This window comes from Bradyrhizobium sp. CCBAU 45389 (assembly GCF_028128625.1).
Lineage (GTDB): Bacteria > Pseudomonadota > Alphaproteobacteria > Rhizobiales > Xanthobacteraceae > Bradyrhizobium > Bradyrhizobium liaoningense_B.
The window spans coordinates 148,321-167,047 of the sequence record NZ_LBIY01000090.1 but is presented as its reverse complement, the minus strand read 5'-3'; the positions used below and the strand labels follow the sequence as shown (position 1 = coordinate 167,047).

The following is an 18,727-nucleotide window of genomic DNA, read 5'->3' as shown; positions in this document are numbered from 1 at the left end:
ATGTGACGGCCGCACCTGTGTCCTCCGCAATTCTCCACTGGGGACCGGATCAAGCAGCCCGGAATTGGATGACGGTGCAATAGCCTATGCGAGTTCGTGGACGCCGCGAAAAAGGCACCGATCAGCAATTCTGCTCGCGAGCAGCTGATCCTCGATGGAAGGCTGCATTGGTCAATGTGCCTGCTCAATGGCGGCGGCGGTCCGAGGAAAAGGGTGGTGGCGCTGATCTGCGCCATTATCGGTCGCATTCTTGATGGATCAAGCACGGGCAATATCACGCGCCGTCAGCTTTCGATCGGTGACCAGCGGGGGCGTGACTCGCGTGCGATTGCGCAGCCGCAGTCTCCCAAATGCCGGCAGATGCTTCGGTCAGGTTGTGGTCAGTTAGGTTAAATATTCTCGCCGCGAGCTTGCGCGGCACGAGCTCAATTGCGTGCAATTTTGCCGATAGGAGAGCGATCTGATGTATGGCAGAATCGTTGGCTCATCCAGCCAATCCACAAGCGCTAGCCAAGCTGATGAATCGGGAGATAGCCCCCGCTTTGCGGAAACAATTGCAGGTATGGAGCCAGGTGGATCGTCATCTGAAACAAGGGCTCCATACTCTCTGGATTCCAAGTCGCCCATTGTAGAGATCAGCGAATATTCCTTCGACAAAGGGCTGAAGAAATTTTTGGGGGCAGACATCAGGCACATCGCGAGCAACCCGCAAGAGTACTCGGACTTCGTATCGGAGAAAGCTGAGCACGCAGCAACGGTTACTGGAAGCTATATCAACACTTATCATGATCCGGCTAGGCCCGCGCGCTTCTACAGCTATCCATTGGATGGCGAAACAGTTGGCCTGTTAAGAGTCGGAGGTCCGGTTCGGATTAAGGGAGAGGCCTTCCGGGAACAGTTTGGGCGCAACGATCTCACCTCCGTGGTAGACCTTCGGGTGACTCACCCCCTCGTCGAGAACGCGGGCGATATTCTGCTGGAACACCAACTGAGAAAGGATGGTGATTATCCGTTGATCTTGTCCAAACCAGCCCGGGACGGCATGGAACCCCGCCTAGAGAAAATGGGTTTTGAGCACGTGGGCCGAAATCACTGGGTGCTTGATCCTCACCAGCATCCTGAGGTGTGGACAAAGAATGAGAACGACGAGTGGCAGCGAGTAGGCAAGCCTACGAAGTACCTTGTCACGGCAGAGGGCGGTGATACTGCCCCTGGACCGGCCGTCGAGACGGACTTTTCCGACGAAGATGACCCGTCATTCTACTTGGAGCGCGCCCTTGCAGGGCAGCGCATAGAGTAAAGCAACCGCTAAACCTGAACGATCTTTCGAAAGCTGAGAGAGTGATATCGACACTCAGAGAAGTTTTCGAAAGGGAATTGTTGGACGATGACCCTTCATTTTGCTTGGAGCGCGCTTTTGCCGAACGCGCATGGAGTAACGTGGCTGCGCTAGCAGCGCTGGCCTGAAATGAGGGGCATGTGACCGTTCTAAGCGCGGGCGCAACGGTCTTAATTCAAAAGGGGGCGCGCGCTCGCCGCGTGCGCCCCAGCCGGCTGGAAGCGAGCACTCGACGCTTCTGCGAAGGCACATGCGATGCCGCGGGGGAGCGCCATCCGACGGCACCGTAGCCGGCCTTATGCAGCGTGGCCTCAACGAGCAGCGACGACCATCCATCGCGTTAAGCAGTCCGGCAAAGCCCGAGCTCGAAAACTGCAAGTCTGCAGCTAGCATGGAGGAGATAAGAAGGCTCAATGTTCGTGCAAATTGGTCTGAATTATGCGCCCCGGGCAATGACGTCTGCTGCAATGCCGAAGTTTGCGCGTTGGATTACCAGAAACGCGATACGTCTCGGCACTCGTACGGTTATTGCAGGGGCGCTTGAACAGCAACAATGAAGCCTTGCAATAAAACGAGCGATGAATGCAGCACAATCCCATCTATGTGATTTGCAGCTTTAACGACATTCCGAGCCGCCAGGCGATGGGATTCCGTCTTGTAGTCGTCGATGATGACGGCAATCGCCGCCCGTGGCCCATCATTGTGGTGCGATGGGGCAAAAAGGTGATCGGCTATGTCAATAAATGCCCCCACAACGCCGTCAATTTGGACTGGGAGCTGAACCAATTCCTCGATCCATACGGCATCAGGCTGATGTGCGGCAAGCACGGTTCAACCTTCGAACTTGGCACCGGGCGGTGCGTCGAAGGTCCATGTCAGGGTAGAGCGCTCGCGCCGATCGCATTGGTCGTTATGGATGGTGACATCTGCGTCGTCGGTGTGCATCTTGTGGAAGACGATGCATCGGCCGACAACTGAAGACCGCGCTCAGACCGGCCGGTTCTCGTTGCGGTTTTTAACAGCCTCCATCCTCTTTAGTCCGTCGTCATACGAGATCTCCTCATGGGATAGATCGAGATGCTTTGTGGCATCGAGGAGGTAATCAAGCTTGCCGCCCGGATCGAGCTTCTTGATGTCGTCCTTGTTCAGCCCGACCAGGTCCATCAGCTCCTTCCAAACGGTGGATTCGTCGCACGGTAACACGTGGAAGTTAATATCGCCGAGGTTAACTCGGTACTTCGCCAGCAGATCGATGTTGTTGCAGAAAATGAAGTAGCTGCCGGTTGGGCTTAAGGCACCGTTGAGGACGGTTGCGACGTCAGCAAGATACGCGAAGGAATGTAAGTAGCCGGCCAGCACGGGAATAGTGCGCTCTCCGTCCTGCGCGATCGTCAGAACCTGCTCGATCGAATAGTCTGGCGGTCGTTTCTCGTCCGCGACCTGAGTCTGGAACTTTAGTGCGATGTCCCCGCGAAAGCCGAACCGGCCCGGCTTGGTGGTCGCGCCTTTGAGTACGGCGTTGAGAAGGCGGCCCTCCTTCTCGAGTCTGCCGAGTGCGGTGTTCTCGATTGCAGTCATTAAATGTGTCCTCGATCTAAGCTCTTCACCGATCCGTTGGTCGGTGCCAGACGCGATGCAAATTGCCTGCCGCCGCATGCGTAGCGGCCTTCAGCGCAGCTTGGAAAGAAAACGCCTCGGTGGTTGGGACCGCCTCAAGTAGCTTTGTCAGGATCCTGACAGCCGTTCCAACGCCGACGGCGCGAAAGTGAGCATCATTAAGCGTCTGCGCGCTGGCACGTGACTTGCTCTCAGCTGGGTCCAAGCTGACGAGGGAAAGACGTGATCAACCTGACCGATAGCGCAGTGAATGCGATCAAGAGCGCGATTTCATCCTCGGCGCGCCCGGCCGGTGGTCTGCGCGTCATGATCGAAGCAGGCGGCTGCAATGGATTCAAATACAAGATGGGCCTGGCCGAGGAGCCAAAGCCTGACGACACCGTGATCGAATGCGATGGACTGAAGGTGTTCGTCGATAACAAGAGCCGTGAGCATCTGGTCGGCACGACCATCGATTTCGTGCTGGCACCGGAGAGCTCCGGCTTTACCTTTCACAACCCGAACGCCACCGCGAACTGCTCCTGCGGAAAATCGTTCAGCTGACGGAAAACATTGATGAGGTCAGGAGGAGAAGGAATTGAACCATGCCGGCCGAACCAGAACAAGTGAGGAGATCGTCTTTCACTACGAAGCGGGAGGGGCGCATTCGTTGCGTGCACGGCGAGATCCGGCCCAATATGCAAGCCGGCCGAGGCGACTGTTCGCTGAACAGCACGATAGCAGCGTGCTCATGGCGAGGCGGGCCGGTGCTGGCAGGTCGTGCAAGCTTTCGAGCGTAAGGTTAGGAGGCGTTCAGACGCGATTGGTAGATAAGAGCGGAGGATTGGATCGCCTAGTCCTCGTCGCTGCAGCAGGCGAGGTGGTGGATTGAGTGAAAATCGAGCGCTGATTTACCTCGATAACAATGCAACGACGCGGACTGATCCATCCGTCGTGCAAACCATGTTGCCTTTCTTCACTGAGCAATTCGGCAATGCCTCGTCAAGGCATGCCTTGGGCAGCGAAATCGCAGTCGCTGTGAGGCGGGCTCGGAGAAGCCTGAGCGGCCTGTTAGGTAGTGCATACGATCACGAAATCGTCTTCACCTCGGGAGGGACCGAGGCCAATAATGCCGCAATCCTCTCTGCGCTTGCGACGCAAGAAGGTCGAGACGAGGTGGTCACCACTTCGGTTGAGCACCCCGCCGTACTTGCGCTAACGGAGCAATTGGCGGCAAGGGGAATCAAGACGCGCATTGTACCCGTAGATGCTTGCGGCAGGCTCGACATCGAGGCGTTTCGCTGCGCGCTTGGGCCACGAACAGCGATTGCCTCGGTTATGTGGGCCAATAACGAGACCGGAACGATGTTTCCTGTGGAGTTTCTGGCCGGGTTGACCCGTGAGGCGGGCGCACTGTTTCACACAGATGCGGTCCAGGCGATTGGTAAGGTGCGCTTAAACCTAAAGGACAGCGCGATCGACATGTTGTCGCTATCCGCGCACAAACTGCACGGCCCCAAGGGGGTCGGCGCGCTATATTTGCGCAAGGGGATTAAATTCCGGCCGCTGATCTGCGGCGGATCACAGGAACGAGGGCGACGCGGCGGGACTGAGAATATTCCCGGAATCGTCGGACTGGGGAAAGCTGCCGGGCTTGCGGCGGAGCGGCTTGAACCCGAGCGCGTCCGCATTGGCGCGTTACGCGACCGCCTTGAGCAGGGAATTTTGCGCAATGGCGAGTGCGCTGTGCTCGGCGACATCGGCAATCGGTTGGCGAACACGACCAATATTGCCTTCGACCATCTCGAAGGCGAAGGCATTGCCCACCGTCTCAACCGGGCGGGCATCGCCGTGTCGCTCGGATCAGCCTGCAGTTCGGGCTCAATGCAGCCATCGCATGTTCTGCGTGCCATGCAGGTGCCGGCGTGGCGGATGCACGGCGCCATTCGCTTTTCTCTTTCGCGTGAAACCACCTTCGCTGAAGTCGATGAGGTCGTGTACGCAGTGTCAGATATCGTGGCTCGCATGCGCGCCACATCCAGCGTCACAGTCGGGGAGTAGACGTCGTGAAAATCATGATCCGCCGCTCTCCGGACGCGGGCCTGTCGATCTACGTGCCAAAAAAGGATCTCGAAGAGCCAATCGTTGCCTCCGAGTACGAGACCTTATGGGGGGGCTGGATCAAAGTAGCTAACGGCTGGGTGCTCGATTTGCCCGAGATGGCGAGCGACACACGGTTACCGATCACAATCGACGCGAAGAAGCGGGATGAGAACGGCGACGATCCGTGAAGGCACTCATGGACATTGGCGCCCGCCTGGGGACCGGAACCATTGGCGTCTATCTCGTCCTGGCATGACGGAATTGGATCCGATGTGCTGCGCCCCCCCCCAGAGGCATCGGTCGCTTCCTTCCGGCCGGTTGACCTATCCGGGGGATCTTTGGGGAACGAATAGCTGTCGGTGCGGCATATCAAGATCAGCAAACGTCGGCCCGCCGCGACGGCATTGATGACGCAGGCATCGCTCGGTCAGTTGGGCCCAGGCGATTGCACCATCATCTTTGGCCCTCATTGCTGCCCGTCATAGTAGGGCGCGTGTCGCCCACTATTAGCCTTATGAAGTCCGGATCCCCCAGTTCGGATCCACCCAATTGGAAGCGGCAGCGCGTGAAGGCCCGTTTAGATGAAGCCGCATGCGGGCGCGTCCAACGCGAGAGTAAATGCGCAAGCGATGGAGCTCTGAGTGAGAACGGCGACGCGTCTGTCGCTTTGCCGACAGGCTCATCATTGCTGTTCTTGCAAGCGCCAACGCTATCGTCGTGATAACTCGGTGGACTACGGTTGCGATCGCACATCCTCGCCATGGCATGCAAGTTGCTACGCAGCTTCCTGAAGCGCGCTCAAGAATGACCTGGGGCGATGATGCTTGCAGAGAGAATGGGAATGAACGCGGTCGTGGGACGCGGAAAGTATATCAAAGCTGCAGTGAATGGCGGAAACATCATGCAGCCCATCACCGAGCATAAGGGCTGCCGCGCTTCGGCCAACACCGGGCGGGCGAGCTGCGGCTCGCAGGACAGCCAAGGCGATCTGCCGATCGGGATCTGGGAAAAGGTCAAAAACCATCCCTGCTATAGCGAAGATGCGCATCATCATTACGCTCGCATGCATGTCGCGGTCGCGCCTGCTTGCAACATCCAGTGCAATTACTGCAACCGAAAATACGACTGCGCCAATGAATCGCGTCCCGGAGTGGTGAGCGAGAAACTCACCCCTGAGCAGGCGGCGAGAAAAGTGATCGCGGTCGCGACGACCATTCCGCAGATGACAGTCGTTGGCATCGCTGGTCCCGGCGATGCCCTGGCCAATCCAGCAAAGACGTTTAAAACGTTCGAGCTGATCAGCCAGGCCGCTCCCGACATCAAGCTGTGTCTGTCAACCAACGGAATCGCACTGCCGGACTATGTCGATGCCATCGTCAAGGCCAGAATTGACCACGTCACCATCACGATCAACATGGTCGATCCGGAAATCGGAGCCAAGATCTATCCGTGGATCTTCTTCAACCACAAGCGATACACCGGCATCGAGGCGGCAAGGATACTCACCCATCGCCAGCTGCAAGGCCTCGAGATGCTTAGCGAACGCGGCATTTTGTGCAAGATCAACTCGGTGATGATCCCCAACATCAATGATGACCACCTGGTCGAGGTCAATAAGGCGGTCACGTCGCGCGGTGCCTTCCTTCACAATATCATGCCGCTGATCTCCGCGCCCGAGCACGGAACAGCATTTGGCCTCAACGCTCAGCGCGGCCCGACGGCGCAAGAATTGAAGGCGCTGCAAGATGCTTGCGAAGGGCAGATAAACATCATGCGGCATTGCCGCCAGTGCCGCGCTGATGCGGTCGGTCTACTCGGCGAGGATCGCAGCGCAGAGTTCACTAATGATCGGGTGATGAAAATGGACGTCCAATACGACTTAGCGATGCGCAAGGCTTATCAGGAAAAGGTAGAGAACGAGCGCCTTTCCAAAGTTGCCGCCGACCAAAAGGAGCTTGCGGAACTTTCCGGAGACATGAGGGCGATCACTCTTCTGGTGGCGGTCGCCACCAAGGGCTCCGGATTGATCAACGAGCACTTTGGACATGCAAAGGAATTCCAAGTGTACGAGCTTTCCACATCCGGCGCCAAGTTCGCTGGTCTGCGCTGTGTGGAAGGTTACTGCCAGGGCGGCTATGGCGAGGAAGATAGATTATCCGCGATCATGCGCGACATCCATGACTGCCACGCGGTCTTCGTGGCTAAGATCGGCGGCTGCCCGAAAAGCAGTCTGATCGAGGCAGGAATCGAGCCAGTTGATCAATTCGCTCATGAGTTCATTGAGAAGTCGGCGATCGCTTGGTTCAGATCCTATCTCGACAAGGTGAAGCGCGGGGAGATCCAGCACGTGCAGCGCGGCGAGCCTGCGTGTCGGTTGGGAGACCGGATCTCTGCGGCGTAAGGAGAAATATGTGCCGTTCAAAATCATCGCCTCGCAGTGTACGAGCTGCTCAGCCTGCGAACCATTATGCCCGAACGTTGCTATCTCGGAGAAGGGGGGAAGCTTTGTCATTGAAGCGGCAAAATGCACCGAATGTGTTGGCCATTTTGACGAGCCACAATGTGTCGCCGCCTGTCCAGTCGACAATACCTGCGTGGTTGACACGTCGTTGCCTCGCTACCAAGCGCCAGCCTAAAGCGGGCGCCCTCATGAGCGGCATGCAAGGACCTGGTGCTGAATACGTCGCAAGCGCCGCCCGTTGGATCGCAGGTGCCGACGTTCGCTCTCCCTTATGGACGGCGATTCCTCTGGGTTACCCTGCGATAGTGCTGTTGCTGGTCGGCAGCATGGCTTGGCGGCATTTCGGCGGTTCGAGGGCGCGTCGTAATGCTGAGAGCGGCCTTCCAGGCCGCGCTCCCATCGTGGATGTGATTGACAATATCGCGCGCGGCCACGAAGTGATGCGGAATGTCGCCTGGGGGCTATGCGGCGTCCGTGCATCTCTAGAGCGAGCGACGCATGAGGAGCGGTATATGAACATCATTCTTCGCGACAGCGACGTCGTCGAGCTAAGCGATCCGCCCGTCTTCAGCTTTGGCCAGAAGCTTCGAGCCAATCGCACCATCCGCAATGATGGCACCTATCCCGGTAAGGAGATTGGCGACGTCTTAGTCAAGAAGGGCGAGGTGGGTTACGTCATCTCGATCGGTACGTTCTTACAGCAATTCTACATCTACGGTGTAGAGTTTTTGGAAAGCGGCCGCCGCGTTGGCATGAAACGCAAGGAACTAGAGCCAGTGGATGCCTGCGAGGAGGTCGATGATTTGCCATTACCGGAGGAGTCATGACTAAGCAAGGTGTTACGAAATGTCGGCGGGGCCAGCGGGGCAAACCCGCCGCCGACCTCATCAAGGACCACTCATCTACCAATACGGAGCCCGACGGAGCTTTGCTCGCTGCCAGAACGACCCGCCAGACCGTCATCGATACTCTCAACAACGAAGCTTATGAGCCGATCTTTATTGTGCGATTTTGGTGAGGAGCTGCTCATGTGCTGGTCTTCAAGAAGAAATCAGAGTGCTTTGAATGGAGGCTTTCGTCATGAATGCCGCACTGATGAGGAAAGCAACGGGGATAGTTCCTCACCCCAACGAGCTTGATCGCAAACGGATCGAGCGCGGCTTGAGCGCGCGCAAGCGCTATCTCTACGTCTCGCCAAACGTGACGCCAGTGAGGGGCGGCTACCTCATCGAGAGTCCATGTTGCTCGCGCAACATCGACAAGGACGGCGCCTTGGTCGACGTCGCGCTGATTCTTTATGACTCCGTGAGCGGGATCTGGAAGCTGTTTCACAAGAATCACGCGGGGGGAGTCTGGGAGTTTTACAGCCTTTATCACCGCTTGACTCCTGCAATCGACGAGTTGAATGCGGATCCCGAGCGCCTGTTCTGGCAATGAGAGGCTGCCATGTCCGAGGGATAGAGGAACGACGATGGCGCTCACGACGGACGGATTGATCGAATTCGGACAACTGCATACTGCCGATGGCGCCGACATGGGTCACTTTGTCGAGGTGCGCCGCGGCTTTCCCCAGCTTGCTTGTGTGCGCTGTGATGCGTCAGATTTGTCGGATCAGCCGTTCCAACAGTGTCCTCGTTTCGATCTTCCTCTGCTCGATGATCGGACCACTGCGTGCAGATTACGGCCGACCGAACGCGAGCGACCGGGATCGTATTGGCCAAGATGAATGCTGGGCGGTGAGCACTGAACCAGCGGAATATGGCGTAGTGCATTTTAAGCCTTCCGATGAAATCCAAGAGGATGTCGAATGGTCGAGCAGTGTTACGAGGCGCATCTGCAATCATGTGAAGGTGTCGGGTCGCTTTATGTTGCGCCCGACGTGACAGAGGTGAGTTGATCGCATGCTCCCTGTTATGTTGAGGTGCACTTCACGCGATCGGAGCACTGCGCCGTTATCGATGGTCAGCGCGGCACACGGGTTGAAACGGCGCCCATATTGCCCAAACGCTTGCACGCAACTAACCTATCGCCGGCTATCGGCGTGGCTACTCTCTGCTTGCGTAGAAGATAGCCAATCGCGTCATGTCGCTTCCATTTCACACCGGTCTCGCGAACAAGCAGATCGAGTTTATCGTCGAGACCATGAAAGATGTGGCGACAACGTGGGCGCCTGCGCGGCGATTGACTGAGATGATCGTCATCCAAGACAAAGAGTACGAGAGGTTCATTGGGGGTGAGTTTAGGTTTTGTCAGCGCAAGAGATGAGCAAGCGGACCAAGGACACCTGGTTTGTACGACGTTGCCGAGCGACATCGTGATCCGCCCAGTGCAGGAGGGTGCCGGCCGCCGAAGACAACGCATCTAGAAAGCCGCAAGAGAAATGTTCCAGGTGAGTGCGGAGAAGGCATGCTCGATCATAGAACAGCTCGGCGTGCAAGGCGCGGCTTGAGGCAGGCGCCAAGATGTCTGAAAGCGAGCACATTACAATCGAGATTGTCGGTGTCCAGCTCGTGATCGTTGCTGACCAAAATCGGGAATCGGTATGAACTCTCAAGAAGTCATCATCCACGTCCGCTTCGCGCCGAACGGGCGGGTGATACAAATCAGCGAGCGTCCAGCAAAGCTCAATCCGAACCAATGGTTTGATGTCCTCAACACCCGTGCGAGCTCGGCTTATCGGCCGCTCGCTCGGGGCCGAGGGGTTTTTCGGCTGAGCCGGACTGCGGTCGATGCCTTCAAGCAGGAATCCGCGGGGCCGGCATCAGCGCACTGATTGTCGGCGACTTGATGAGCGAGCAGATCGAATCAGTCCGACCGACGCATCATTCTGACCGAGGCCATGGGCGTTTAGCCCGATCTCGGATCGCTGCTATGGGCGAGAATGCCGACATTGTTGCGACTGCGCCGAATTGTAAGACGCGCCCGTTACGCATCTGGTGTGCAACTTGCTTTGGAGAATTTCGATGACAAGTGAGTGGTGAATGAAGAATGAGATCGGGATGACGGAAGAAGACGTTGGTATTGATCAGGAAGCGGTTTCGGACGCCAAGGTATCGATCGCTCATCCTCAGCGGCGACAACGACTATGTCGCCCTCTCATTCCGGCTGCTTTCGCAAGGCGAGTGGGAATCAGTCGTATCGATCGCCAATGGGGCGTTCAACCGTTAGAGGGTATGGGCGACTATGTGCTCACACCTCATCCCTTCAGATGAAGTCCACTATCGGAGAATAGGCGCGTGAATTCAGAAAGCAAATTTGATCTTCCTCAGCTCTATAGGCATCATGTTTTCGCGTGCAACACGCAGCGTCCGCCAAGCCATCCGCACGGCAGTTGCGGCGCCTCGGGCGCGCAAGCTCTCTGGGATCGAATGGGCAAGGCGATCGAAGCGCAAGGTCTCAACGATATTGGCTTCACGACAGCGGACTGCCTTGGCTTTTGTAATACTGGTCCCTTGCTGGTTGTCTATCCCGACGGAGTCTGGTATCGCGCGACCACGCCTGAGGACGTTGACGAGATCGTCAACTCCCACCTCAAGCAGGGCAAACGTGTCGACCGCCTCGTGATGGTGCTCAAGCGAAGCTAGAGGCGTCGCTTGGGTCGCCACTTGCCCTGGCTAGCAAGCATGAACGGCTTGTTAGTCCATGAACCGGCATGTTTGGAGCTCAGATCATCTGATGTTGACCGGGCACCTTGCGCCCACGAGTCCGCTGACAGCAGGCCATAGAGCTTGGCGCGGCGTACCGTGTTTCTTCTATGCCAAAATGGGAAAATGGCTCCGTTGCAGCGCGCGACGAAACGGGCATATGATCATGTGCCGGGTTTATGTTTGTGTACTGTCACTCACGTGCCACGCGAGTCCGTAACTCGCAGCGGGCGCAATGCTGCGAATGGGGCACTCTCTTGCGAGCTAACGCGTGGTTGACGCGTCAGCTTGCTTCCTGCCACAGTGCGGTGAGAGTAGGAGATGGGCTCGATGAGCTCGCTGCGTCCGAGCTGATCAAACGAAGTCTCCTTTGGGACCCCGTTCTTCAGAACTTGTAAGCGACGCCGCCGCTGACGAGCCATGGATCGATATGTGCACGGCCGGTAACGGCAATCGCATTGTTTATGGTCGCCGAGTACTCCGGCCGCAGCCACAGTTTTTTCACGTCAAAGTTGAGGCCCCAGTGACGATCAAGCATGTAATCGAATCCGAATTGGATCGCCGCGCCAAATTGGTTTCTGAGGTGTAGATCGGTGACGGCAAGACCGGCGAGCGACGTGTTGGCTGCCGATTGGTTGAAGAATACAGTGTAATTGATGCCCGCGCCGAGATAAGGCTTGAGCGGCCCAAAATCGGTGAAGTGATATTGCAGGGTCAGTGTAGGCGGCAACAGCCAGGTTTTTCCGATATCGAGCCCAGTGAGCGCGCCATTGCCGCTGATGTGATGGTTAGTCACGCCGAGAATGAGTTCAGCGGCTAAGTTATTTGTGAAGAAATAGGTGATGTCCAGCTCTGGTATGACTTGATCGCTGATCGAAAGCCCAGAACTTGGTGATGAGAGCGATGGCGTCCCGGAAACGTTGACCGAACTGCCTGCGGTATCCGGCAAAACGCCGAGCACGCGCAAGCGGATCATCCAAGGGTTGCGGGGTTCAATTGGAGGCGCTTTATAGTAGACCGGCGCCGGATCCAGATCCGCACTACGTGCCGAGTTGCTGGCCAACGGGGTCGCTAGCGCGAGGACCGATGCCATCGCCAGAACTGCTCTTGCTTTCATCGAATTCTCCATTCCAAAGTCGCGCGAGATGTCGCGCAAGGTCTCTGTCACACATTGGGACTGCCGGAGGATTTGATATCGATCAAAATGAGAGCGGCGGTTAGTGCAATCATGCCTGTAAGTTGTATTAGGATCACACCGGCGAAGCGTGGTGATCTGTTCTGATCGTTAGTGTATCCGAGAGGTCGTCTGAGCCGAGGCTCTCGAAGCAGCTGCCTCTCGGCTTGGTGCTCTGATCTAATCCAAGCCGCGGAAGTCATGCGTGATAAAGCCACCGACTGCGGCGAATCCTCTCACGGGTCGCTAAGGCGGACGGGCGACATTCAAGCGCAATATTGGCGATGCCTCCCTACGGAGTAGGCACCTGCGCGGGGCGGTCTCAGCAGAGGCCCACTCTGTTACTGCTCGTGCAAGCCGCCAGTGGAGCACGTCATTCTTGGCATGGCAAACGCTCAGCGTTTCCTCACGTCTGCGGGCAACACGTGCGGTTTGCTTCTTGCAAGCATCCCTCGAGCTCATCGTGAGCCTTGCGGCCAAGTAGCGACAGCACGAGCCCATGATCGAGTCCGGCACATCGTGCCCCGTCTACGTCAATCAGCGGTCGTCGTATCAGGAGCGGATCGCCAGCCATCAATGCAAGTGCGTTTGCAGCATCGACAGAATCGGGGTTGACTTCGCCTGACTTGATACGAGGCGCGGCTCGGTTGAACCAGGAGCCGGCGGGCATATTGCGGAAGAAGCTGCGCAATTCGTCCGCATGCCATGGCTCCGTCAAGATGTCTTTGACGACCACGTCGTGGCCCGCGGATTGAAACGCTTGAATCTGACGCGCATTCGTGGCGCAGCCGGGCTTCTGATAGAAAATGATTGTCGCCACGGCAAACCTATGTACGCGTTGTGAGACGAACGGGTGGCACGGCGCTGCTGCATCCGGCTGCCCATTTGAAATGCTTGCTGATCATCTCCAATATCAGCGCACCAGGCGCCGTTCCGTAGTTGCAACCCTCGCCGCGGGTCCGCCAGGTTTCGAGCCCGACCGGCATGTTCATTCTCCTCAAATTGCCCCTCTTATCAGAGGAGCAGCAAGTTCCGTTCCACAACTGAGACATCGGAATAGGTGTCGTCAATTCGTTTTTTTTGGCGCTGATGTTTGTGGTTGTTTGTTCGATGTCCGACAGCCGCGCAGATTCTGTTAGATCCAAAACGGCCAACGATCACGCAAGAGCTGGTTAGCTTTTGGAAACGTAATCAGAAGCTTAAGGTGCGCGGCCAAGCGTTGGCACGGCCGTTGCTAATAAGCGGCAGCAACACTGAGTGAGGGCTGAGTGCAGGCCGACGCGTAAGGCGAGCGATGCGCTCCTTCCCTTCAACCCGTGTGGCCCCCGCTTCTGCGAGAGAAACAAGCTCGCGCGAGAAGCGCGAGCTTTTGGATAATCGGTTGATGGAGAGCAACATGGCTTCACTAAGACAAATCGCGTTCTACGGGAAGGGCGGTATCGGCAAGTCCACCACTTCACAGAACACGCTGGCGGCGCTAGCCGAGCTGGGTCAGAAAATTCTGATTGTAGGGTGCGATCCGAAAGCGGACTCGACCCGCCTCATTCTGCACGCCAAGGCCCAAGACACGATTTTGAGCCTCGCCGCGAGCGCCGGCAGTGTGGAGGACCTAGAGCTCGAGGACGTAATGAAGGTCGGCTACAAGGACATTCGCTGCGTGGAGTCCGGTGGTCCAGAGCCAGGTGTCGGCTGCGCCGGCCGCGGTGTCATCACGTCGATCAATTTCCTGGAAGAGAACGGCGCCTACGAGAACATTGACTATGTCTCATACGATGTGCTTGGCGATGTCGTTTGCGGTGGTTTCGCGATGCCAATCCGCGAGAACAAGGCGCAGGAGATCTACATCGTGATGTCTGGTGAAATGATGGCGATGTATGCCGCAAACAACATTTCCAAGGGGATCTTGAAATACGCGAACTCTGGTGGCGTGCGGCTGGGCGGCCTGATTTGCAACGAGCGGCAGACCGACAAGGAACTGGAACTGGCGGAAGCGTTGGCCAAGAAGCTAGGAACTCAGCTGATCTACTTCGTGCCCCGCGACAACGTGGTGCAGCATGCAGAGCTACGCCGCATGACGGTGCTTGAGTATGCACCGGATTCCAAGCAGGCTGATCACTATCGGAAGCTCGCGGCCAAGGTTCACAATAATGGCGGCAAAGGCATCATCCCGACCCCGATCTCAATGGATGAGCTCGAGGACATGCTCATGGAGCATGGCATTATGAAGCCCGTCGATGAATCAATCATCGGCAAAACTGCTGCCGAACTCGCAGCCTCGTAAAGGTCGCGAGTCGCGGCCTTGTGAAGGCGCGCGACAGATGCCGGTCTCCCTCACCATCCCGGAGACCGGCATACTGACAAACGACGGTTGCCAAAACCAGGATGCGCCGTGACGAACCTTGCATTGTGAAGAACCACAGAGTTATGTCCGAGCCGCACGTCTTTCCGTTCGTGGCTGCTTGTGCTGTTGACGCTAACAGCCAGTCGCATAGGGGAATTACAACCTACCGCCTGCTCACCGGTAGGCATCCTGCAGATGCCGATATCGCCACGGATAGCAATTTCGATCGCCATGTTCTGGCGTCTATCCTAGCCGCTGCCACGATGGATAGTGGCTCCCTTCTTGAGAAGGTTGGCCTATCCGGCGTTGAATTGGCGGCCTTGCTGGAGCGGTACTTTCCCTCAACCGAGACCATGGCCGCGGAGCAGGCCTCGCCTTTCAGGTGGGAAGACGACGAGGAGATCGCAATGGTTCGCGATCTGTTGCTCAAGCAACGCTCAACCGAAGGGGATATCGGCCGCTGGCTGGCCGCGATGATCGCGCGCCGCGCCATTGAGCCGGACCATCTCTGGGAAGCTCTGGGCTTGCGCAATCGTGGCGAACTCTCTCTGCTGCTGAGCCGGCATTTCGCGCCGCTCGCCGCGCGTAATGTCAATAATATGCGTTGGAAGCGCTTCTTCTACCGCATGATTTGCGAGAATGAAGGCCTTGGGATGTGCACGACACCCGTGTGCACTCAATGTGACGACTTCAACGTCTGCTTCGGTGAAGAAAGCGGTGAGAGCCGGATGGCCGAGCGCCGGCGCGATTTTCTGTCGCACGCCGCAGCTTGGCCGGATGTGGCCAGCGGCCGGGTGTTTGCAATGCCTGGAGAGTCCGCAACCGCACCGTCATCCGAGAAGGCCTTGCCGGATTTGTAGGCCGTTCGTGGAGAGTGGATGCGAGGGGATGGCGTGTGTTCAAGGCGGCAGGATCGAGTGCTCCGCTACAATTCTCACATCCTAGTGCGCCGCAAGGAAGCCGTCGTAAAAGAAGGGAGGCGCGTTCTGTTTCGTAGCGCTGTCGCATTTGCCACAATCCATTTGCTGAAGAAGATCAGAAAAAGAGGCGTTAGCTTCTTCAATGGGTGGACTGTTACGACAGGCTGGCATGCTGGTTGCTGGAGTGTCGGCAGTTCAAACTATGAGGAGTTCCCGAGTGGTTGCCGCCAGCACCGCCGCCAAATCGGCTTGGTCCGATAAAACCATGCACCAACTCTACCGCGCTAAACGAGACGCCAGTACGCCATGGCCTGCAGGCGCCTGGCATTGCGTTCACCGGCGAGGAGAAGCTGGCGATTGCGCGGCCGCCGGCGTGGGGCGGAGTCACAAAGACTGCGGCGGCACGCCGTCATGGGCAATCAAGACACCGCCACCATCCGCGCCATCATCGAAGATCTTCCGCTCGCTATCACGGGGCTGGTGCGCGGACGCGGGAAACCGGTCCCGACGTGGCGATCGAAACAAAGGTGGTCATGATCAATACGTGATCCCAACCGGCGATATCGAGACCGCCTCCAAGCTGTGTGGTCATCAGGACTTCGTGTGGAATGGGTGAAGTAAGTACTAGGATATCCCGGGGTTGGGAACATGAGGTCGCCGTCCATGATGAGAACTCCCTCCGCCCCGTCACCGATTTCTCATCAGATTGATAGCCACCGCAAAAGCCGCGCGCACGTCGCTTTAGTACTCAGATCCGCTCAGTGTGGGCGCCATTCAGAACTCCGAAGGAGAATGTTCGATGACCAACTCATCACCAGGAGCGGGCATCCTGGATCGACTCAGCAAAGCCTCATCGGCAGAGGATTTCTTTTTGCTGCTTGGGGTCGAGTACGACCCGAAGGTCGTGGATGTCGCGCGCCTTCACATTCTAAAGCGCATGGGACAATACTTCGCCCAAGAGCAATTTTATGGTGCCGCAGAACCGGAAATCAGAGCTCGATGCAAGGCCATGTTGGAACAGGCCTATGCAGATTTCGTAGCATCGTCACCGATCCAGGAGCGAGTGTTCAAGGTTTTGAGGGATGCCGTCGTAGACTCTAGGAAGCCTGCGGCCTTTGTCCCTTTGAGCGAGTTGAAGTGACCGAGCATTCCACTGTAAGCGAAGTCTGCCCGACGGAGCCGAGGCACGAGCTTTCTATTTTCGGGGGCAAGTCTCTGCGGCCCTCGGCCCAGCAAGGACTGTCGTATTCCCGCCCATGTCTGAATTGTTTTGTTCGTGACTACGATATCAGCAGCTGTTTGAAGTGTCGCGCAAGCCATTACTTCCCACCGACTTTCAACCGTCTTTGCAACTGGTACGACACTTGCCTGATGTCCCGCTGATCCGATTATCAATGCCGACAGATGGTAGCGTCGGCGATGAGTTTGAAGGAGGAGCCATGATGCTGCTGTTACTGCCTGCCGAGCCGCCCTGCGCCATCGTATCGAGGCGCACGATCCCGGCAGGTCCCTTCGCAACGGTCTCTGACGCGGTCGCAGTTTCGTAGCGACGGTGAGATGGTGGTCAATGAATAAGTGTCCCCTTCGCGCTACTCCTGTGGCGGGTATGCACAGCAGCATCCGCATCAAATCGGCCCACGATTCCGCTCAGAGTTGTCTCCATCTCATGGCGGATAGAAACTACGCCACGAAGAGCGGTAGCATCGGCCCATACGGACTGCTAGCGCTGGAGGCGCGGAGAGCGGACTCATCAACCAGGCCTGGGAGCGGCCGGTTAGAATCAGCACGGCGTCCTGGCCAGCCGCGGTGGCGCTCGTCGAACCTGGCGTGCAAGGGTTCAGTTTGCAAGATCTCTCCAAATCCGGCCGAACGGGTACGTCTATTGCGACGACGCGTGTTGTTGTGCGACCGGTGCGAGCACGCAAGCGGGCAGAGCAGCCAGCCACTTGCTGACCAAAAGTGAACTTCAGTTAACGAGAGCGAAGAAGCAACCCGTGGCGCGGGCGCGCCTATCGTTGAGAGGAATTTAGACTATGAGCAACGTCAGCAGAACGGCCATGCCACCGGGGGCCGGCCGCGGTGCAGCCAAAAAAGAGCTGCCGGAGCACTTCAAGTCCTACAAGCACGTCTGGGTCTTTGTCGAGCTGGAGCGTGGCCAAGTGCATCCCGTTTCCTGGGAGCTCATGGGTGCGGGGCGCGGCCTTGCCGACAAGCTAAAGGTGAATCTTGCCGCCGTCGTTATCGGTCCGGAGGGGCAGCACACACGTAATGCAGCACTTGAAGCCTTTTGCTATGGCGCCGATCTGGCCTATCTCGTGAGCGACAATGTTTTGTCGGATTACCGCAACGAGTCCTATACCAAAGCGCTTACCGAACTCGTCAACACTTACAAGCCCGAGATATTGCTGTTGGGTGCGACGACGCTCGGTCGCGATCTCGCAGGTTCCGTGGCGACGACTCTGTCGACGGGGCTCACTGCCGACTGCACCGCGCTGGACGTGGACGCCGATGGTTCGCTTGCGGCGACGCGTCCAACCTTTGGCGGCTCGCTGCTCTGCACAATCTATACCTTGAATTATCGTCCGCAGATGGCCACTGTCCGCCCGCGGGTCATGCCGATGCCTGAACGTGTTGTGCGCGATGCCGCTCGTATCATCGTTCATCCGCTCGGCCTTGTCGAAGACGATATAGTCACAAAAGTATTGTCGTTCCTACCCGACCGCGATGCAGAAACGTCCAATCTTGCCTATGCCGATGTGGTGGTTGCGGGCGGGCTGGGGCTGGGATCGCCTGAGAATTTTCGGTTGGTGCGCGAGCTCGCAACTCTGCTTGGCGCTGAATATGGCTGCTCGCGTCCTCTCGTGCAGAAAGGGTGGGTTACGCCTGACCGGCAAATCGGCCAGACGGGCAAGACCATCCGGCCGAAGCTCTATATTGCCGCGGGCATTTCCGGTGCGATCCAGCACCGAGTTGGCGTCGAGGGCGCGGATTTGATCGTGGCCGTCAATACTGACAAAAACGCTCCGATCTTCGATTTCGCCCACCTTGCGATCGTCAGTGATGCCATGCAATTGCTACCGGCGCTGACGGCCGCATTTCGCGCGCGGCTTTTGCCAGATTCGCGCGCCAGGATTGCGGTCTAGAGGAGA

At 57.4% G+C, this 18,727-nt stretch carries 19 protein-coding genes; 16 read left to right on the top strand and 3 right to left on the bottom strand.

Translation table 11 applies throughout. The features are described from left to right. Positions 1–96 precede the first annotated feature (96 nt). The 3 genes from XH79_RS20830 to XH79_RS20820 all read left to right on the top strand — a co-directional run bounded on the left by XH79_RS20830 (position 97) and on the right by XH79_RS20820 (position 2,317). Positions 97–393: a hypothetical protein gene (locus tag XH79_RS20830; RefSeq protein ID WP_271526543.1), complete on the top strand. Its 297-nt coding sequence runs from the start codon at positions 97–99 to the stop codon at positions 391–393. A 70-nt stretch (positions 394–463) separates the two neighbouring features. After that, positions 464–1,300, top strand: a complete 837-nt coding sequence (locus tag XH79_RS20825; protein WP_245471557.1) for a host specificity protein — start codon at positions 464–466, stop codon at positions 1,298–1,300. 621 nt (positions 1,301–1,921) lie between these two features. After that, complete coding sequence (locus XH79_RS20820; RefSeq protein WP_128947960.1) at positions 1,922–2,317, top strand: Rieske (2Fe-2S) protein; 396 nt, start codon at positions 1,922–1,924, stop codon at positions 2,315–2,317. A 9-nt stretch (positions 2,318–2,326) separates the two neighbouring features. Here the strand turns inward: XH79_RS20820 and XH79_RS20815 are convergent, their stop codons facing one another. After that, complete coding sequence (locus XH79_RS20815; RefSeq protein WP_128947959.1) at positions 2,327–2,917, bottom strand: hypothetical protein; 591 nt, start codon at positions 2,915–2,917, stop codon at positions 2,327–2,329. Positions 2,918–3,178: 261 nt separating this feature from the next. On the opposite strand from XH79_RS20815, the gene XH79_RS20810 reads away from it, so the two are divergent. The 9 genes from XH79_RS20810 to XH79_RS20765 all read left to right on the top strand — a co-directional run bounded on the left by XH79_RS20810 (position 3,179) and on the right by XH79_RS20765 (position 11,083). Then, positions 3,179–3,499: an iron-sulfur cluster assembly accessory protein gene (locus tag XH79_RS20810; RefSeq protein WP_271526542.1), complete on the top strand. Its 321-nt coding sequence runs from the start codon at positions 3,179–3,181 to the stop codon at positions 3,497–3,499. Positions 3,500–3,823: 324 nt separating this feature from the next. Next, on the top strand, positions 3,824–4,996 hold the full coding sequence (gene nifS, locus XH79_RS20805; RefSeq protein WP_128947957.1) for a cysteine desulfurase NifS: 1,173 nt from the start codon (positions 3,824–3,826) through the stop codon (positions 4,994–4,996). 5 nt (positions 4,997–5,001) lie between these two features. Continuing rightward, positions 5,002–5,226, top strand: coding sequence for a putative nitrogen fixation protein NifT (gene nifT / locus XH79_RS20800; RefSeq protein WP_128947956.1), 225 nt, complete (start codon positions 5,002–5,004; stop codon positions 5,224–5,226). A 653-nt stretch (positions 5,227–5,879) separates the two neighbouring features. Beyond that, positions 5,880–7,439: a nitrogenase cofactor biosynthesis protein NifB gene (gene nifB, locus XH79_RS20795; protein WP_164937317.1), complete on the top strand. Its 1,560-nt coding sequence runs from the start codon at positions 5,880–5,882 to the stop codon at positions 7,437–7,439. 10 nt (positions 7,440–7,449) lie between these two features. Beyond that, on the top strand, positions 7,450–7,674 hold the full coding sequence (locus XH79_RS20790) for a 4Fe-4S binding protein (protein WP_128947955.1): 225 nt from the start codon (positions 7,450–7,452) through the stop codon (positions 7,672–7,674). Between the two features lie 337 nt (positions 7,675–8,011). After that, on the top strand, positions 8,012–8,326 hold the full coding sequence (locus XH79_RS20785; RefSeq protein WP_128947954.1) for a nitrogen fixation protein NifZ: 315 nt from the start codon (positions 8,012–8,014) through the stop codon (positions 8,324–8,326). Between the two features lie 253 nt (positions 8,327–8,579). Next, on the top strand, positions 8,580–8,936 hold the full coding sequence (locus XH79_RS20780; protein ID WP_128947952.1) for a DUF3024 domain-containing protein: 357 nt from the start codon (positions 8,580–8,582) through the stop codon (positions 8,934–8,936). 1,544 nt (positions 8,937–10,480) lie between these two features. Further along, positions 10,481–10,711: a hypothetical protein gene (locus XH79_RS20770; RefSeq protein ID WP_271526541.1), complete on the top strand. Its 231-nt coding sequence runs from the start codon at positions 10,481–10,483 to the stop codon at positions 10,709–10,711. A gap of 24 nt (positions 10,712–10,735) precedes the next feature. Beyond that, a complete protein-coding gene (locus tag XH79_RS20765) occupies positions 10,736–11,083 on the top strand; it encodes a (2Fe-2S) ferredoxin domain-containing protein (RefSeq protein ID WP_271526540.1) in 348 nt (115 codons plus the stop codon). A 445-nt stretch (positions 11,084–11,528) separates the two neighbouring features. Here XH79_RS20765 and XH79_RS20760 read toward each other — a convergent pair whose 3' ends face one another. Both XH79_RS20760 and XH79_RS20755 read right to left on the bottom strand, forming a co-directional pair. After that, positions 11,529–12,272, bottom strand: coding sequence for an OmpW/AlkL family protein (locus XH79_RS20760; RefSeq protein WP_442868893.1), 744 nt, complete (start codon positions 12,270–12,272; stop codon positions 11,529–11,531). A 451-nt stretch (positions 12,273–12,723) separates the two neighbouring features. Beyond that, a complete protein-coding gene (locus tag XH79_RS20755) occupies positions 12,724–13,137 on the bottom strand; it encodes an ArsC/Spx/MgsR family protein (protein WP_128947948.1) in 414 nt (137 codons plus the stop codon). A gap of 576 nt (positions 13,138–13,713) precedes the next feature. On the opposite strand from XH79_RS20755, the gene nifH reads away from it, so the two are divergent. The 4 genes from nifH (at position 13,714) to XH79_RS20735 (ending at position 18,721) form a co-directional block, all read left to right on the top strand. Continuing rightward, positions 13,714–14,598, top strand: coding sequence for a nitrogenase iron protein (nifH, locus tag XH79_RS20750; RefSeq protein WP_128948000.1), 885 nt, complete (start codon positions 13,714–13,716; stop codon positions 14,596–14,598). Positions 14,599–14,741: 143 nt separating this feature from the next. Next, the gene (locus XH79_RS20745) at positions 14,742–15,518 is read left to right on the top strand and encodes a nitrogen fixation protein NifQ (protein ID WP_164937316.1); all 777 of its coding nucleotides are present in this window, start codon (positions 14,742–14,744) and stop codon (positions 15,516–15,518) included. An 859-nt stretch (positions 15,519–16,377) separates the two neighbouring features. Further along, on the top strand, positions 16,378–16,719 hold the full coding sequence (gene nifW, locus XH79_RS20740; protein ID WP_128947946.1) for a nitrogenase stabilizing/protective protein NifW: 342 nt from the start codon (positions 16,378–16,380) through the stop codon (positions 16,717–16,719). A gap of 892 nt (positions 16,720–17,611) precedes the next feature. Then, positions 17,612–18,721, top strand: a complete 1,110-nt coding sequence (locus XH79_RS20735) for an electron transfer flavoprotein subunit alpha/FixB family protein (RefSeq protein WP_271526539.1) — start codon at positions 17,612–17,614, stop codon at positions 18,719–18,721. Positions 18,722–18,727 lie beyond the last annotated feature (6 nt).

Bases quoted from the DNA above. Each gene is read 5' to 3' on its own strand.
- XH79_RS20825 (WP_245471557.1), top strand. From the start codon at position 464: ATGTATGGCAGAATCGTTGGCTCATCCAGCCAATCCACAAGCGCTAGC.
- XH79_RS20820 (WP_128947960.1), top strand. From the start codon at position 1,922: ATGCAGCACAATCCCATCTATGTGATTTGCAGCTTTAACGACATTCCG.
- XH79_RS20815 (WP_128947959.1), bottom strand. From the start codon at position 2,917: ATGACTGCAATCGAGAACACCGCACTCGGCAGACTCGAGAAGGAGGGC.
- nifB (WP_164937317.1), top strand. From the start codon at position 5,880: ATGAACGCGGTCGTGGGACGCGGAAAGTATATCAAAGCTGCAGTGAAT.
- XH79_RS20785 (WP_128947954.1), top strand. From the start codon at position 8,012: ATGAACATCATTCTTCGCGACAGCGACGTCGTCGAGCTAAGCGATCCG.
- XH79_RS20780 (WP_128947952.1), top strand. From the start codon at position 8,580: ATGAATGCCGCACTGATGAGGAAAGCAACGGGGATAGTTCCTCACCCC.
- XH79_RS20770 (WP_271526541.1), top strand. From the start codon at position 10,481: ATGAAGAATGAGATCGGGATGACGGAAGAAGACGTTGGTATTGATCAG.
- XH79_RS20760 (WP_442868893.1), bottom strand. From the start codon at position 12,272: ATGGAGAATTCGATGAAAGCAAGAGCAGTTCTGGCGATGGCATCGGTC.
- nifH (WP_128948000.1), top strand. From the start codon at position 13,714: ATGGCTTCACTAAGACAAATCGCGTTCTACGGGAAGGGCGGTATCGGC.
- XH79_RS20745 (WP_164937316.1), top strand. From the start codon at position 14,742: ATGTCCGAGCCGCACGTCTTTCCGTTCGTGGCTGCTTGTGCTGTTGAC.
- nifW (WP_128947946.1), top strand. From the start codon at position 16,378: ATGACCAACTCATCACCAGGAGCGGGCATCCTGGATCGACTCAGCAAA.
- XH79_RS20735 (WP_271526539.1), top strand. From the start codon at position 17,612: ATGAGCAACGTCAGCAGAACGGCCATGCCACCGGGGGCCGGCCGCGGT.